This window comes from Adhaeribacter sp. (assembly GCF_057359045.1).
In genome coordinates this window covers 1-14,344 of sequence record NZ_JBMQUD010000077.1, presented here as the reverse complement: position 1 = coordinate 14,344, position 14,344 = coordinate 1, and the positions used below count along the sequence as shown (strand labels likewise).

At 43.9% G+C, this 14,344-nt stretch carries 11 protein-coding genes and 1 pseudogene; 6 read left to right on the top strand and 6 right to left on the bottom strand.

Annotated features, from left to right (window positions below; genetic code table 11):
* The first annotated feature begins 104 nt into the window (after nt 1-104).
* The 3 genes from rpsF to rplI are packed head-to-tail and all read left to right on the top strand — an operon-like array spanning nt 105 to nt 1,191.
* Nucleotides 105-485: a 30S ribosomal protein S6 gene (gene rpsF, locus ACO1R6_RS12225; RefSeq protein ID WP_486265114.1), complete on the top strand. Its 381-nt coding sequence runs from the start codon at nt 105-107 to the stop codon at nt 483-485.
* A complete protein-coding gene (gene rpsR, locus ACO1R6_RS12220) occupies nt 482-733 on the top strand; it encodes a 30S ribosomal protein S18 (protein ID WP_486265112.1) in 252 nt (83 codons plus the stop codon). Before rpsF ends, rpsR begins: the two co-directional genes overlap by 4 nt.
* Before the next feature lie 14 nt (nt 734-747).
* Nucleotides 748-1,191 carry a 50S ribosomal protein L9 gene (rplI, locus tag ACO1R6_RS12215; RefSeq protein WP_486265111.1) on the top strand — a complete coding sequence of 148 codons (444 nt, stop codon included), beginning with the start codon at nt 748-750 and terminating at the stop codon, nt 1,189-1,191.
* 144 nt (nt 1,192-1,335) lie between these two features.
* Here the strand turns inward: rplI and ACO1R6_RS12210 are convergent, their stop codons facing one another.
* Entirely contained in the window at nt 1,336-1,746 is a 411-nt protein-coding gene (locus ACO1R6_RS12210; RefSeq protein WP_486265109.1) for a DUF6157 family protein, read from the bottom strand.
* A gap of 188 nt (nt 1,747-1,934) precedes the next feature.
* On the opposite strand from ACO1R6_RS12210, the gene ACO1R6_RS12205 reads away from it, so the two are divergent.
* Entirely contained in the window at nt 1,935-2,921 is a 987-nt protein-coding gene (locus tag ACO1R6_RS12205) for a GSCFA domain-containing protein (protein ID WP_486265108.1), read from the top strand.
* Nucleotides 2,922-3,006: 85 nt separating this feature from the next.
* Nucleotides 3,007-5,031, top strand: coding sequence for a thioredoxin domain-containing protein (locus tag ACO1R6_RS12200; protein ID WP_486265106.1), 2,025 nt, complete (start codon nt 3,007-3,009; stop codon nt 5,029-5,031).
* 226 nt (nt 5,032-5,257) lie between these two features.
* Here ACO1R6_RS12200 and ACO1R6_RS12195 read toward each other — a convergent pair whose 3' ends face one another.
* Both ACO1R6_RS12195 and ACO1R6_RS12190 read right to left on the bottom strand, forming a co-directional pair.
* Nucleotides 5,258-6,706: a T9SS type A sorting domain-containing protein gene (locus ACO1R6_RS12195; protein WP_486265104.1), complete on the bottom strand. Its 1,449-nt coding sequence runs from the start codon at nt 6,704-6,706 to the stop codon at nt 5,258-5,260.
* 174 nt (nt 6,707-6,880) lie between these two features.
* Nucleotides 6,881-8,317, bottom strand: coding sequence for a T9SS type A sorting domain-containing protein (locus tag ACO1R6_RS12190; protein WP_486265102.1), 1,437 nt, complete (start codon nt 8,315-8,317; stop codon nt 6,881-6,883).
* Between the two features lie 278 nt (nt 8,318-8,595).
* Between ACO1R6_RS12190 and priA the strand changes: the two genes are divergently transcribed.
* Nucleotides 8,596-11,127 (top strand): replication restart helicase PriA, encoded by a 2,532-nt coding sequence (priA, locus tag ACO1R6_RS12185; RefSeq protein ID WP_486265101.1) that lies wholly within the window; start codon nt 8,596-8,598, stop codon nt 11,125-11,127.
* Between the two features lie 133 nt (nt 11,128-11,260).
* Here priA and ACO1R6_RS12180 read toward each other — a convergent pair whose 3' ends face one another.
* The 3 genes and pseudogenes from ACO1R6_RS12180 to ACO1R6_RS12170 form a co-directional block, all read right to left on the bottom strand.
* Nucleotides 11,261-11,992, bottom strand: coding sequence for a TlpA family protein disulfide reductase (locus tag ACO1R6_RS12180; RefSeq protein ID WP_486265115.1), 732 nt, complete (start codon nt 11,990-11,992; stop codon nt 11,261-11,263).
* A gap of 159 nt (nt 11,993-12,151) precedes the next feature.
* Nucleotides 12,152-12,514, bottom strand: a pseudogene (locus tag ACO1R6_RS12175) (DUF4369 domain-containing protein); the annotation flags it as partial.
* Nucleotides 12,515-12,715: 201 nt separating this feature from the next.
* Entirely contained in the window at nt 12,716-14,047 is a 1,332-nt protein-coding gene (locus ACO1R6_RS12170) for a serine hydrolase domain-containing protein (RefSeq protein WP_486265099.1), read from the bottom strand.
* Nucleotides 14,048-14,344 lie beyond the last annotated feature (297 nt).

Below are 14,344 nucleotides of genomic sequence, written 5' to 3'. Positions count from 1 at the left end.
TTATCTGGTTAAGATGCAACGGCTTATATTTTTATCTTTTTGTGTTACAAATAATTATTCTTATATTTGCCCCCTCATTTAAAAAATAATTATTCGACAACCTAATGGAATTAAAAAATTATGAAACGGTCTTCATCCTGACCCCGTTGTTAAACGAGGCCCAGGTTGCAGAAACGGTCGAGAAGTTCAGACAGGTGCTTAAGGAAAATGGCGCCGATATTATCCACGAAGAAAACTGGGGCTTACGCAAACTAGCTTATCCAATCCAGAAAAAATCTACCGGTTTTTACGTGTTAATCGAGTTTACCGGGCCTTCTACTATTGTAGACCCATTGGAGATTGCTTACCGCCGCGACGAAAAAGTAATCCGGTTCTTAACCACCGCTTTAGACAAACACGCTGTTTCTTACAACGAGCGTCGTCGTAACGGAGAAATGAATCAGCAGAAGCAAGCTAAAAGAGAAAAGGAGGCACAAGCATCATGAGTTTAGTAAACGAAAAAATCCACAAACAGGATACCCGCAAAAAATATTGCCGCTTCAAGAAAAACGGCATTCAGTACATCGATTATAAAGATGGCAATTTTTTATTAAAGTTTGTAAACGAGCAAGGTAAAGTATTGCCCCGTCGTTTAACCGGTACCAGCCTTAAATTTCAGCGCCGGGTAGCTCAGGCAGTGGCTCGTGCCCGCCATTTGGCTATTTTGCCTTACGTAACTGATTCATTAAAATAAGGAGGTAACAAGAAATGGAAGTTATTTTAAAAGACGACGTTAAAGGCTTAGGCTTTAAAAACGATATTGTTACCGTAAAACCAGGTTACGGCCGTAATTACCTTATTCCGCAAGGCATTGCGGTAATTGCTGATAAATCAAACAAAAAAGTAGTAGCCGAAAATATCCGCCAGGCTTCGCATAAAGCGGAGAAAGTAAAAATGGATGCGCAAGCTATTGCCGACCAGATTGGCGATACAGTAGTTGAGCTACCTGCTAAAGTTGGCGAAAGCGGCAAAATTTTTGGTGCCGTTACTACTACCCAGCTTTCTGACGCCCTGCGCGCCAAAGGCATTGAAGTAGACCGTAAGAAAATTTCTTTTGACCAGGAAGTAAAAACGGCTGGTGAATACACCGCTTCTATTGCCCTGCACAAAGAAGTGAAGCATACCGTACGTTTTAACGTAGTAGCTGAATAAGCTTAAACAAATATTTATGAAAGCGTCTGGCCCCAAAGGTCAGACGCTTTTTTTTTACCGGAACTTTAATTTTTTTCGCAGCCTCCGCCAATAAAACCAATTGGTTGCAATTTCTTATAATTAACGGTCCGAGGCAATAATAATTTAGGCCCGTTTAGAGCGCATCGCTTTTAGTTGTTGCAAAGCCTCATCTTCGGCCAGCTTTACGTATTCTGCCGAGTCTATTGGGTAAATGGCCACTTTCCCTTCGGCGTTGCTATGCACGCCCCAACCGTACCGCTTCGGCAACGACGAAGATCGCAGGCAGGCCTGCCCTTTCGAAAAATACAATTTCCTTTCTTCGTCTAACTTGGAGGACGCAATTTTATTCCTGATAGCGTAAATAGTAAACAGAATATCGTCGGAAGTATATTGGTAAGGCTGCTGCTGCAGCAACTCAAACTGTAAAGTCACAGCGGTTTTCTCGTCTTTCTTCTGGGGTGGTATTTCGGCCTGTTGTACCGGACAATCGTCGGCTACCCGAATAAAGGTGTTGTAATAATTGGTTGTTTTCATAATACGTTTTTACCGTACGGAGATTATTTTAATAACTTTAAATTTTATAAAAATCAGGTTAGGCCTGACTTAAAACTTCAGACTTTAAAATAGCCGGGCTGGCCACCTGCTTATATATTGGTTTTTAACCGAAATTAGCCAAATAATTTTAAAAACGCCTGTTTATAAGCCGGTTTTAATCTACTAAAATGGATAACAGCATTTCCTTTCGCACTGAAATTAAAATAAACCCAAGTTCTCACAAGTTTTCTTTATCGGCACGGGTGCTAACAGCCGGATCTTGTTTTGCCGAAGTGATGGGCAATAAATTGGCTACTTATAAACTGGCCAGCCGGGTAAATCCTTTTGGTACCATTTTTAACCCCTTGTCGTTATTTAAATTATTAAAAGCAGCGCTGCAACCTGAAGCAAATTTCTCCGGACAGTTGCTGGAACGGGATGGACTCTGGTACGCCTACGACCTCCACTCCTCTTTTAGCGCGCCATCGCCGGATTTACTAAGGGCAGATATTGAAGAGAGCCTGAAACAAACCCAAGCCTTTTTAAAAGAAGCCAATCTGCTGATAATAACTTTGGGCACGGCGGTTGCCTATCGGCTAAAGGCTAATAATATTTTGGTAGCGAATTGCCACAAAGTAACGCAGCAAGAATTTATAAAAGAACTTATTCCGGCCGAGGCTATTACCCAAGCATTTTCCGATTTGTACCCGCAACTGATAAAGTTTAACCCAAATTTACAGATATTACTCACGGTAAGCCCGGTACGGCACCTGAAGGAAACGCTGGAACTAAACAGCGTGAGCAAAGCCATTTTACGGCTGGCCTGCCACCAAATCCAGGAAAAATACCCCAACGTAACCTACTTCCCGGCGTACGAACTTATGCTCGACGATTTACGCGATTACCGTTTTTACAAAGCCGACATGCTGCACCCCACCGCCGTAGCCGAAGCGTATATCTGGCAAAAATTTAAGGATGCTTATTTTGATGAAGATTTTAACCGCTTTACAATTGCGTGGGACAAAATAATAACGGCACTGGCGCATAAACCTTTTCATCCGGCATCGGTGGCCCACCAGCAATTTTTAAGGAAAACACTGGCAAAACTAGAAAGCTGGCAAAACACCATCGACTGCTCCGCAGAAATTAGCCAGGTAAAAAGCCAAATAATATAAGCCTTGTTGCAGCAAATGCGTATGCAAACAAACCGGGCATCTTAAATATAGCCGCGCCTATTTCCTACTTACGCTAAAACCAACTATGAAAAAAGCCAACCGCCTGATAAACGAATCGAGTCCGTATTTACTGCAGCACGCGTATAATCCTGTAGACTGGTACCCCTGGGGCGAGGAAGCGTTGCAAAAAGCCCAGACCGAGCAAAAACCTATTTTGGTAAGCATTGGGTATGCGGCCTGCCATTGGTGCCACGTAATGGAACATCAATCTTTTGAGCACGCAGAAATAGCGCAAGTAATGAACGAAAACTTTGTGTGCATAAAAGTAGACCGCGAAGAACGCCCCGATGTAGACCAGATTTACATGGATGCCATTCACGCCATGGGCATACAAGGAGGTTGGCCGCTAAACGTTTTCTTGAATTCCGAAGCCAAGCCTTTTTACGGCGGCACGTATTTTCCGCCGCAGCAATGGTTACAAATGCTGCACAACATTGCCGAAGCGTATCAGAACCACCGAACTGAACTCGACGACTCGGCCGAGCAATTTGCCCAACATATAAATGCCAGCGAACTGCAGAAATTTGGCTTAACGGCAGCCCAGGCAAATTTTACCGAAACAGAGTTTACCCAATTATATCAGAACTTTAGCCGCCGTTTTGATAAAACCCGCGGCGGGCTGGGGCAGGCACCTAAGTTCCCGATGCCCATTAATTACAAGTTTCTGTTGCGCTATTACCAACATACCCAAGACCAAACCGCCCTCGACCAAGTTGCGCTTACCCTGCAGGAAATGGCTTACGGTGGCATTTACGACCAGGCCGGCGGCGGCTTTGCCCGCTATTCGGTAGATGCCGATTGGCTGGTGCCGCACTTTGAAAAAATGCTGTACGACAACGGCCAATTAATTAGTTTGTACGCCGAAGCTTTTGCCGTTACCCAAAACCCTTTGTTTAAAGAAGTAGTTTACGAAACTGTGGCTTTTGTGCAGCGCGAATTAATGAGCCCCGAAGGTGGTTTTTACTCGTCGTTAGATGCTGACAGCGAAGGCGAAGAAGGTAAATTTTACGTATTCCGGCACGAAGAACTACAAGCTCTGTTAGGCCCCGAGGCAACTCTGTTTAATAAATATTATAATATTACCGCAGAAGGCAACTGGGAAAACGAAGTAAATATTTTGCACCGCAAAACCTCCGACGAAGCATTTGCCCAGCAGCACAACCTGGCACCCGCCGAACTAAAAACCAAAGTAAAACAATGGAAAGCCGCCATCATGGCCGCCCGGGCCAACCGCATACGGCCGGGCCTCGATGATAAAATATTGCTTTCCTGGAACGCCTTAATGCTACGGGGCCTGGCCGATGCTTACAAAATATTTGGCGAAGCCGAATTTTTAGCGTTAGCCCAACGCAATGCTCAATTTTTGCAAAATAATATGCGCAACGGCGAGGCGGTATTTCATAATTATAAAAACGGCAAAGCCACCATCAACGGTTTTTTAGAAGATTATGCCCTGCTCATAAACGCCTACCTGGCCTTATACGAAATTACTTTTGTCGAAAACTGGCTCCTGGAAGCAAAGAACCTGACCGACTACGTTATCCGCAACTTCTACGACCCCACCGAAGAACTCTTCTTTTTTACAGACATTAACAGCGAAAAACTCATTGCCCGCAAAAAAGAAGTAACCGATAATGTAATACCGGCCTCTAACTCGGTTATGGCTACCAACCTGCATTTTTTAAGTTTGTTTTTTGATGAGCCGCGTTACCAGGAATTATCAGATGCCATGCTGGCTAAAGTAAAAGCATTGGTCGTGAAAGAGCCGTCGCATTTGGCTAACTGGGCCTCATTGTATTTCCTGAAACTAAAACCAACCGCCGAAATAGCTGTGGTGGGCTCCCAAGCCGGGACATTCCGGTCTGAGATAAGCCGCCATTTTTACCCCAATGCCATACTGGTAGGCACCACCACCCAAAGCGACTTGCCCCTGCTCCAGGATCGGGGAGCTACCGGCGACGAAACCACCATTTACGTGTGTTACAACAAAGCCTGCCAATTGCCGGTACAAACCGTAGCCGAGGCTTTAACCCAATTACAGGCCATTTAGCACTTTTAAAATATTTTAGAAGTTCCGGAATATTCTAATTAAGGACGAATACCCAATAGTGTAAAGCATCTTCCATAGATGAAAATAAAATTCATTCTACCCAGTCCATTCATTTAGAAGGAATCTTCTGAATGAATGACTTAGATAGGGCAAGTCACTTTTCTTACTGCTAGGGAAACTAGTTAGTATTTACCAGAGAGTATAAGATTACTTAATTCAGCTAAAACTATTGAAAGACCAACTTGCCCGCTTGCAACAATTCCCCAGTTTCGGTTAAAAGCACGTACAGGTAAATTCCGGCTTTTATTTCTTTACCCCGCTGAATAACAGTTTCCTGCTCCGTTAGCATTCTGCTGATTACCTGTTGATATTGGCTATTATAAACCTGGAGCGTTACCGGCTGATTAGTGGGGTTAAGCACCAGAAACCAGGTTCTAACGGGGTTAGGATAAAATTTAAAACCTAACGTATCGGGGTTGGGCGATTCATTCGAGTCCGGTTCTAATTCCAGGGCAGGCAGAGCACCAGGTTCAGTAGTATTCTGCTGGTCGGTTACGCGTTCGGGCCGGAAATACACCGCCACGGTTAAATCCTGTTGGTGAAAAATTTCCGGATTAGCAGTAGGTGCGTTGCCCCGGAAAGTTATAATATACGGTAAACTGCGCCGCAAAGCATTGTTGGGGATAATGGTGAGTTCTATTTCGCGCGGGTTATCGGTAACAGTTTGGTAACTTGCTACATTACCCAGGCGGAATAGTTCGGAATAAGGGATTAAATTACTGGCGTTGGTAGCGGCTACCCTAATTTTAACTGGCGTATTACCCGCTACAAAAACCTGGTTACGGACATTCACCGGCACCTGGTCGCGGTTACGGATTTCTAAACTCGGGTATTGTTCATTTGTCCCAATATTTAAGGATAACTCACGCATTACTATGCCCATAAGTCGCCCGTGGCGGTATTCTCTTACTTCAACCACCACGCTGTACCGGCCGGCTTTATTTGGGCTAGGCCATATAAATTCGCCGGTGCGGTTATTAATAGTAGCTCCTTCCGGAAACACATAAGCCGGAATATATTGATTTAGGTATTGCATGGCTGGCACTAACTTAAAAGCAAGGCTATCGCCGTCCGGGTCGTAAGCAGTTACGTTTTGCCGGTACGGTTGGCCCAGAATACCCAGCTTAATGGGCGGAGCTAAAAATTGAGGAGAACGGTTGCCGGCTGTCTCCAAACCTACCCTAACCGTAGCCCGGATTAGAAAGGCAATATTTTCTGAATTTGGAATATTTACATAATCTATTTTTCTGTTTATTTCGGAAAAAGTAACATTAAAAGTGCCTGGTACCGGAAACCGGTGTTCGAAATAATATACCTCCCGGTAAAGCAGGGCATTTGTACTTAGTAAAGCCCGGTTGGCCCGTTCCACCTGAATAATCGGCGACCCGTCGCTAAATTTAATTTGAGCTGTGGGCAGCACAGTAGGAACCGTTAATGTTTTAGACGTGTAATAAGCCAGTTTAAAAAAATAGCGCAACGACGAGTTATTGGTCGTATCGGCGTGATAGGTTAATTCAGCACTTTCGGGATTGAAGGCGCTGGCGGGCAATGAGGTACAAAATATACCTAAAAAGCCTATTAAAAATAAGCCCCGGCAAGGTAAAGCTATTTTCATAAGCGCTGGTTAATTTATTAACAATCAAAACGCGTTGCTACAAATCCTTTAAAATCCCCGAAAGTCTTACAATTTAATATTGCAACTTTAAAAATATCTCATTTAAATAAGCCACCTAAACCAATATTTAATCCTGGTAAACTGCAGCATTTTTTAAGGCAAATAATTTCTCGTTTACAAAAAGAGCAGTTTACCGGTATAAGCTTTTTTCTGCGCATCGGTAAGGATAATATAAAAATAGATACCAGGTTTAATAGCGCTACTGCGCTGCATATAAGTTTGTTGGGACGTTATGGTTTGTTCCAGTACCAATTGGCTACTGGCATTATACAACAGTAACCGGGCGGGCTTTTGGTCTTTGTAATCTACTTTAAAGTGCGTGATTACCGGGTTAGGATAAATTTTAAAGTCCCACGGCCCAGCCTCTTCGTCCGGGTCCCCAATACCAGTAGGATTGGTAAGTTCGCCGGGGTCGGCGGTATTCTGGGCGTCCGTTGCGCGTTCGGGCCGGAAGTAAACCGCTAACGTTAAATCTTGCTGCAACAATTGCTGCCACATAGTGGGCGTAGCCGCCTTACCCCTAAACGTAATAATATAAGGCAAGCTGCGCTTTAAAGCCGCCGCCGGATTAAGCGTATATTCTTTTTCGAGCGGATTATCGGCGGTAATTCGTGGGTTAGTCAGAATACCAAGAGCCGTTAACTCCGAATAAGCATCTAAGGCTTTGGCATTGGTAGCGGCTACTCTAATTTTTACCGGCACATCGGTATTGGTTATAAATAGCTGGTTCCGGTCGTTTATCGCCAACTGGCTCCGGTTCTGGATTTGCACCTGCGTACCTTCACCCACTGGTAAAATTAAAACCGTAAAATCGCGCATTACTTTGCCAATTAACTGCCCTTGCCGGTATTCCCGTATTTCTGCGGTTAAGCCATACATTCCTACTTTATCGGGTTGAGGCCAAATAATCTCGCCGGTGCGATTATTCATGGTTATGCCTGCCGGAAACTGGTAAGAAATAAGCGGTTGGTTAATATTTTGCAGGGCAGGCACTAATTTATACGCCAGGCTATCGCCGTTGCGGTCGTAAGCCGTAACATTGTGCCGGTAAACTTGCCCCACTACTCCCGTTGATATAATAGGTGCCATAAAAACCGGCGAATGATTACCGGTAACCCCTAAACCCATAACTACCGTAGACTGAATAAGCATGGGCGTACTTTGAGAGTTAGGAATATTTACAATACCACTGGCGCGGTTGGTTTCTTTAAAAGAAACAAGGTAGTTAGCAATGGCCGGAAACTGATGTTCTAAATAAATAACGCTCCGGTAAATAGTAGGGTCAGCCGCTAAAAGCGTTTTACCAGTACTATTGAGCTGGGCGGTACTGCCATCGCCAAAATCCAATACTCCCTGAACACCACCAGATGAATTAGCATCGTGGTATACGACCAGCTTGAAAAAATAACGCAACGGCGAGGTATTGGTCGTATCGGCGTGGTACGTTAATTCGGCGCCCCTAATATGGGTGGCCCCGGCCGGATTAGAAATAAAAATTAAACTAGAAAAGCAACTCAGCAACAGGTAATAGCAAGCGGTAAAATTTTTCATAAGCGCAAGCAATTTAGGTGGTTACTAAATAAATATAACGGATTAAATATAAAAAGGCGTATTTACATTCTCTTTATTTTTTAGAATTATTTAAATAATTTCTACAATAGATATTCATAATAAATCTCTATAAAAAATAAGTACTGAACGGCTCTTGGCCGCACCGGTAGCCAAACACCTGGCAACTAAATATTTTTCCGGCGAAATCAGATTGTGAAATATGCGGCAGGTTTGCGAACTTTGTTTAGCCTTGTATTTTTGGCTAAACCTGCTTGCCCTTGAATAACCAGTTAGAATTTAACCCAGCCGAATTACTCCCCGCCGAACGCATCACGCTTTTTGCGGATGTAATTTTGCCATTGCCCCTGCCCAAGCTATATACGTACCGTGTGCCTTACGAAATGAACGACGAGGTAATGGTAGGTGTGCGGGTAATTGTGCAGTTTGGGGCCAAAAAAGTATTAAGCTGCATTGTAGCCGCCGTACACGAGAATCCGCCGGTGGGTTACCAGGCCAAATATATTCTGGAAGTAATCGACGAGAAGCCGGTAGTTACCAACCCGCAGCTTCGCATTTTTAACTGGATTGCCGAATATTACATGTGCACCATTGGCGAGGTAATCAATGCCGCCCTGCCTTCGGCGTTAAAACTCAGCAGCGAATCGCGTATTCAGTTGCACCCGCAATTTAACCCCGAAGAAAGTGAATACCCTTTTTCGGCGCACGAAGAAAAAATAATATTTGCCCTGCAGCAAAACACCGCCCTTACCTTTACTGAAGTAGGTAATTTATTGCAGATTACCCATTTTCATAAAATAATAAAGTCGCTTATTCAAAAACAAGCCATTATTATTTTTGAAGAAATCTCGGAAAAATACACACCCAAAATAGTAAAGCGCTTAAAGCTGTCGCCGCATTTTATTCACGAAGCAGAACTACTCGAAGAGCTTTTATCACAATTGGCACCTAAACCAAAGCAGCTAGATATAATTATGCATTATTTGCAGCAGGTGCCGGTATACCAGAATGTGCATTTAAACGAGAAAGGTATCGATAAATCGGCTTTAATTTCTAACCCGCACCTCTCGCCGAGCGCCGTTAATTCGCTTATTCGCAAAGGTATTCTGGAGCAGTTTGATGTAATTGTATCGCGGTTTCCGACCGACGACCTGAAAAAAACCATGCCCTCGGCCTTATCGGAACACCAGGTAAAAGCCCGCGACGAAATATTAAGCTTATTTACCCAGAAAGATATTGTGCTGCTGCATGGCATTACCGGCAGTGGTAAAACCGAGGTGTACATTGATTTAATAAAAAAAGCCATGGAAGGGGGCGGCCAGGTGTTGTACCTGCTACCCGAAATTGCGCTCACGGCCCAGATTGTAACGCGCCTTATGAAGGTTTTTGGCAACCGATTAGGCGTGTACCACTCCAAGTTTTCGGATAATGAGCGGGCCGAGGTTTGGAACGGCATTCTAGCGGGACGGTTTTCGGTAGTGGTGGGCGTAAGGTCGGCTATATTTCTGCCTTTCCATAATTTATCGCTGATTATTGTCGATGAAGAGCACGAATCGTCTTATAAGCAATACGAGCCTTCGCCGCGATACAATGCCCGCGAAGTAGCCTTAATGCTGGCTACCTATCACCGCGCTAAAACCTTGCTGGGTTCGGCTACACCATCAGTAGAAACCTATTATAACTGCCGTTCCGGCAAATGGGGTTTGGTAACCATGAACCAGCGTTTCGGCGAAGCCGGTTTACCCGCCATTGAACTCGTAGACACCCGCCGCGAAAGCCTGAAAAAAAACATGTTCAGTCATTTTTCGCAACGCTTGCTGGGGACTATTGAAGAAAAGCTCAAAAAACAAGAGCAGGTAATTTTATTTCAGAACCGCCGCGGCTACGCGCCTTATATTAATTGCCACGATTGCGACTGGATTCCGAAATGCCAGCATTGCGCGGTTAGTTTGTCGTACCACAAGTTTAGCCACGAGCTGCGCTGCCACTACTGCGGCTATCACGAAAAAATGCCCTCGGCGTGCCCGGCCTGCGGCTCCACTGGTATAAAAACCGTGGGATTTGGTACCGAAAAAATAGAAGACGATTTAAAATATTTGCTGCCCGAAGTAAACGTGCAGCGTATGGACCTGGATACCACCAAATCTAAAAACGCCTACAGCCAGATTATCCAGGATTTTGAAAACAACCGGACCAACGTGCTGGTGGGCACCCAAATGGTAACCAAAGGTTTAGATTTTGAGAACGTGAGCTTGGTGGGCATTATAAACGCCGACAGCATTATCAATTATCCTGATTTCCGGGCGCACGAACGGGCTTACCAAATGTTTGTGCAGGTGAGCGGCCGGGCGGGCCGGAAAGGCAAGAAAGGCACCGTAATTATTCAGACGGCCAATCCCAACCAGCCTATTTTCCAGAAAATAATCGATAATGATTATTATGCCTTGTACGAGCACGAAATTACCGAACGCCGCAAACATGGATTCCCGCCTTTTGTGCGTATTATAAAAATTACGGTAAAGCACCTCGACGAAAAAATAAGCCAATTGGCCGCCGTGGAGTTAGCCAAATTATTTACCGACGGCCTGGGCCAAAACCACGTGCTGGGCCCGGAAGTACCGTATATTTTTAAAATCCGGAACATGTTCCTGAACGAAATTCACATTAAACTCGACCGGGAACACACCAGCTTAAAATCGGCTAAATTATTTATTGCAGACGTAATTACGCAGGTAAACCTGAAGAAAGAATACAAAGGTTTGCGGGTAGTGGCCGATGTAGACCCGATGTAGAATCTGTTTAAGGCAATACTCCGCAACTTTAATCTGGTATTTTTTAAGAGGGCTGAATTTTAAGGAAAGCTCTTTGGCACGAATTACGGTTCACTTAATATGCGCCATGATAAATAATATAAAACGCTAACTACTATAATTCCTTCTGCAGAAACGCTTTTAACTCATTTGAATCCAGGTCGGCCGCTACTATTTTACCCGTGGTATCAACCAGCAGGTTAAAAGGGATTAGCTGAATATTAAAACGTTTGGCATCTTCGGCTTTTATGCCTTTCAGCTCCGATATATGGTGTACATATATACTGTCCTCGGCAATAGCATTTGTCCATTTCTTATAATCATCGTCAACGGAAACAGCAATCATGTTGAAGCCGTTAGCCCGGTACTTTTTGTACAGTTCCTGGTACTTGGGCATTTCCCACCGGCAAGGGCTACACCACGAAGCCCAGAATTCTACCAGCGTATATTTATTCTCTTTAATAATAGCCGCGGCATCTAGCTTTTCTCCTGCCGGTGTAGTGCCGGCCAGGTGCTGTACCTGTTTACCCACTAAGTTCTGGTTCTTTTTCTCCCGCTTGCCATTTCGCTTAATCCAGTTGCCTAATATTTTACCATAAAAGCTATTTTGGCGCTCTTCCGGCAAAGCCGCAAAGTAAGAGCGGTAGGTGCCGGGTTGGGCAAATGTCTTGCTATCCAGAATGACATACAAAGCAATTTCCGAATTTGGATGCCTTTGTACAAACAATTCGCTGGCCTTGGCTAGATAGGCGCCAAATTTTTTCTCGAAAGTTCTGACGGAGTCGCCCCATTGCTCTATTAAGGCTTTATTACCCGAGTCGAAGGTTTGGGAGAATTTAGCTTTCACTAATTCTCTATCTGTATAAAAGTTAAATTTAATACTATCTTCTAATTGCAGGTATCTATCAAAATCCTTCTGAACCGGTGAAGTTGATGTAACTTCCGCATATTCTAATTGGGAGTAACCTATGGGAGCTTCGTAAAACTTTGGCCTTTCCCGGTTTATATCAAAGAATATTTGAACCGTATCAGCAGGCAAATAAAAGTAAGCATGAAAAATACTTCTTTCTTGACTATCTTTATAATATACTTGATAAATACCGGGTTCTTTTATTTGCTCTGTAAAGGCAAATTTACCGTTTTTTATAGTGGTTGTTTTGGCGTTATTAAATCTGGCCGTAAAGTCATCGAGTAGCAAAATAACCTCAGTGCCTTCGCAACTTTCGCAATCTTTTATCTCACCCTGGATTATTGACAGATGGTTCGCTCTCTGAGTGGTAGAAAGGTGGTTCTTGTTTTTTTCTCCTGAACAAGCAGTTATTAAAAACAGGAGCGTTATAAATACAAATGCTTTATTTTTAATAAGCATACAGTACACATTTTGCTTAAATAAGTAATAAAATTCTTGGTTGTAATTTCTTCCCCTACTGCTGATAATAGTATCTGATAGTACAGATCTCAGCCTGGTTCTATAAGCGCAAAGACTTTTCAGATTATCTATTATTAGGCTTTCTTTTGGTTAGGGTGTTAAAACCTGAATATGAATAAAATAATCCTTTCCACCAGAAAGCTATTTGTTAAAAATTTTATACGCCTTGCTCAAGAAAGTTGGATAAAGCGGTTCGCGGCGGGGCATATTTAAATAAAACAAAGCTATCAGGTTGTTTTCGGGGTCAATAATATACTCGGTGCCGTACAAGCCACCCCAGGCATAGGCCGTATTAGATACTTCCGGCACGGGCTTTTTTTGCGCATTATACAGTTCAAAGCCTAGCCCAAATTTAAATCCTTTGCCACCAGCGTTTACTTCCGGCAAACGGTTTACCATAGTCATGCTTTCAATGGTTTCGGGTTTCAAAATCCGGTGGCCGTTAAAGGTGCCTTTATTCAGCAACATCTGGCAAAATTTGGCATAATCTTCAATAGGGCCGTTCAGGCCAATAGCGCCTTCGGCATAGGTTTGCTCCGTGCTAACGGTGCCTTCGCTGTACATATTAGAGGCCGGCTCCAATTGACCGTTCACGAGGTTATAGGCCTTAACAAAGCGGCTAAGCTTATCCGGTGCAAAATACCAATCCGTTTGCGGCATACCGAGCGGTTCTAAGATGGTTTCTTTCACGTACTGTCGCAGCGGCTTCCCCGAAATGCGCTCTACCATATACGCCAACATATTGGTACTAATGTGATAGCTCCATTCGGTTCCGGGGTCGAAGCCGAGCGGGTATTTGGCCAAAGCCAGCATTTCTTCTTCTAAATATTTGGCGGTGCCCCTGCCCCCGGTGCGCTGGCCTATGGGCGCAGTGGCAGGTGTTTGCCCGGTAGCGCCGGCACTTGCATTATTTTTCTGCATTTCTGCCCGGCGAATTTTACCCACTAAACCGGCATTTAGGCCCGAACTGTGCGACATGAGGTGGGCAAAAGTCATCGGCGATTTTACCGGCCGTGTTTCGTAGGTGCCGTCGTCGTTTACCGCTGTAACCACTTTGTCGGGAATTCCGGGAAAATACTTCGAAACCGGGTCATCCACCGCTACCAAGCCTTTTTCCACCAGGGTCATGAAGGCAACGGTGGTAACGGCTTTGGTTTGGGAAAACAAGATGTAATAATCATCAACTGAAGCCGGAATTTTATTCTCCATGTCTTTCCAGCCAAAAGCTTTATGGTACACCACATTACCACCTTTGGCTACAAAAGCCGCCACGCTGCTGGCTTTCTTTTGGTCTACAAACGACTGCAGCAAAGAATCCAAACCAGCAATTTTTTCTGGACTGGTACCAACTACTTTTAAAGCTGCTTTGCGGTTAAATTGTTCCGGCACCGCGGCAGTTTGCTTTAAAGATTTGCATCCGAAGACTAAAATAATGGTCGCCAGTATAGCTAAACCAGAATAACTTTTCTTCATACCATTTTAAGATTAATTAGGGAGTAAGCACCTAAGTATTAAAAATATTTTCTTTGTTTTAGAAGTTTCCAGCCTTTATAGTACAGCCAAGATATTGGGCTAAGTCATTATGTAAGAACACAGTGGCTTTACCTTTTTGCCTTTACAGACTTTGTTGATTATAAATGGGCATTTGTTTCAATTTACGGGCACAAACCGAGAAGTAAACATACTAATAATCCAAACTTGTTTTTGAGATGGAAATACAACAAGAAAGCCTGATGATATCAGGCCTTCTTGTTGTATTTTTTGTTTTTG

Bases quoted from the DNA above. Each gene is read 5' to 3' on its own strand.
- rpsF (WP_486265114.1), top strand. From the start codon at position 105: ATGGAATTAAAAAATTATGAAACGGTCTTCATCCTGACCCCGTTGTTA.
- rpsR (WP_486265112.1), top strand. From the start codon at position 482: ATGAGTTTAGTAAACGAAAAAATCCACAAACAGGATACCCGCAAAAAA.
- rplI (WP_486265111.1), top strand. From the start codon at position 748: ATGGAAGTTATTTTAAAAGACGACGTTAAAGGCTTAGGCTTTAAAAAC.
- ACO1R6_RS12210 (WP_486265109.1), bottom strand. From the start codon at position 1,746: ATGAAAACAACCAATTATTACAACACCTTTATTCGGGTAGCCGACGAT.
- ACO1R6_RS12205 (WP_486265108.1), top strand. From the start codon at position 1,935: ATGGATAACAGCATTTCCTTTCGCACTGAAATTAAAATAAACCCAAGT.
- ACO1R6_RS12200 (WP_486265106.1), top strand. From the start codon at position 3,007: ATGAAAAAAGCCAACCGCCTGATAAACGAATCGAGTCCGTATTTACTG.
- ACO1R6_RS12195 (WP_486265104.1), bottom strand. From the start codon at position 6,706: ATGAAAATAGCTTTACCTTGCCGGGGCTTATTTTTAATAGGCTTTTTA.
- ACO1R6_RS12190 (WP_486265102.1), bottom strand. From the start codon at position 8,317: ATGAAAAATTTTACCGCTTGCTATTACCTGTTGCTGAGTTGCTTTTCT.
- ACO1R6_RS12170 (WP_486265099.1), bottom strand. From the start codon at position 14,047: ATGAAGAAAAGTTATTCTGGTTTAGCTATACTGGCGACCATTATTTTA.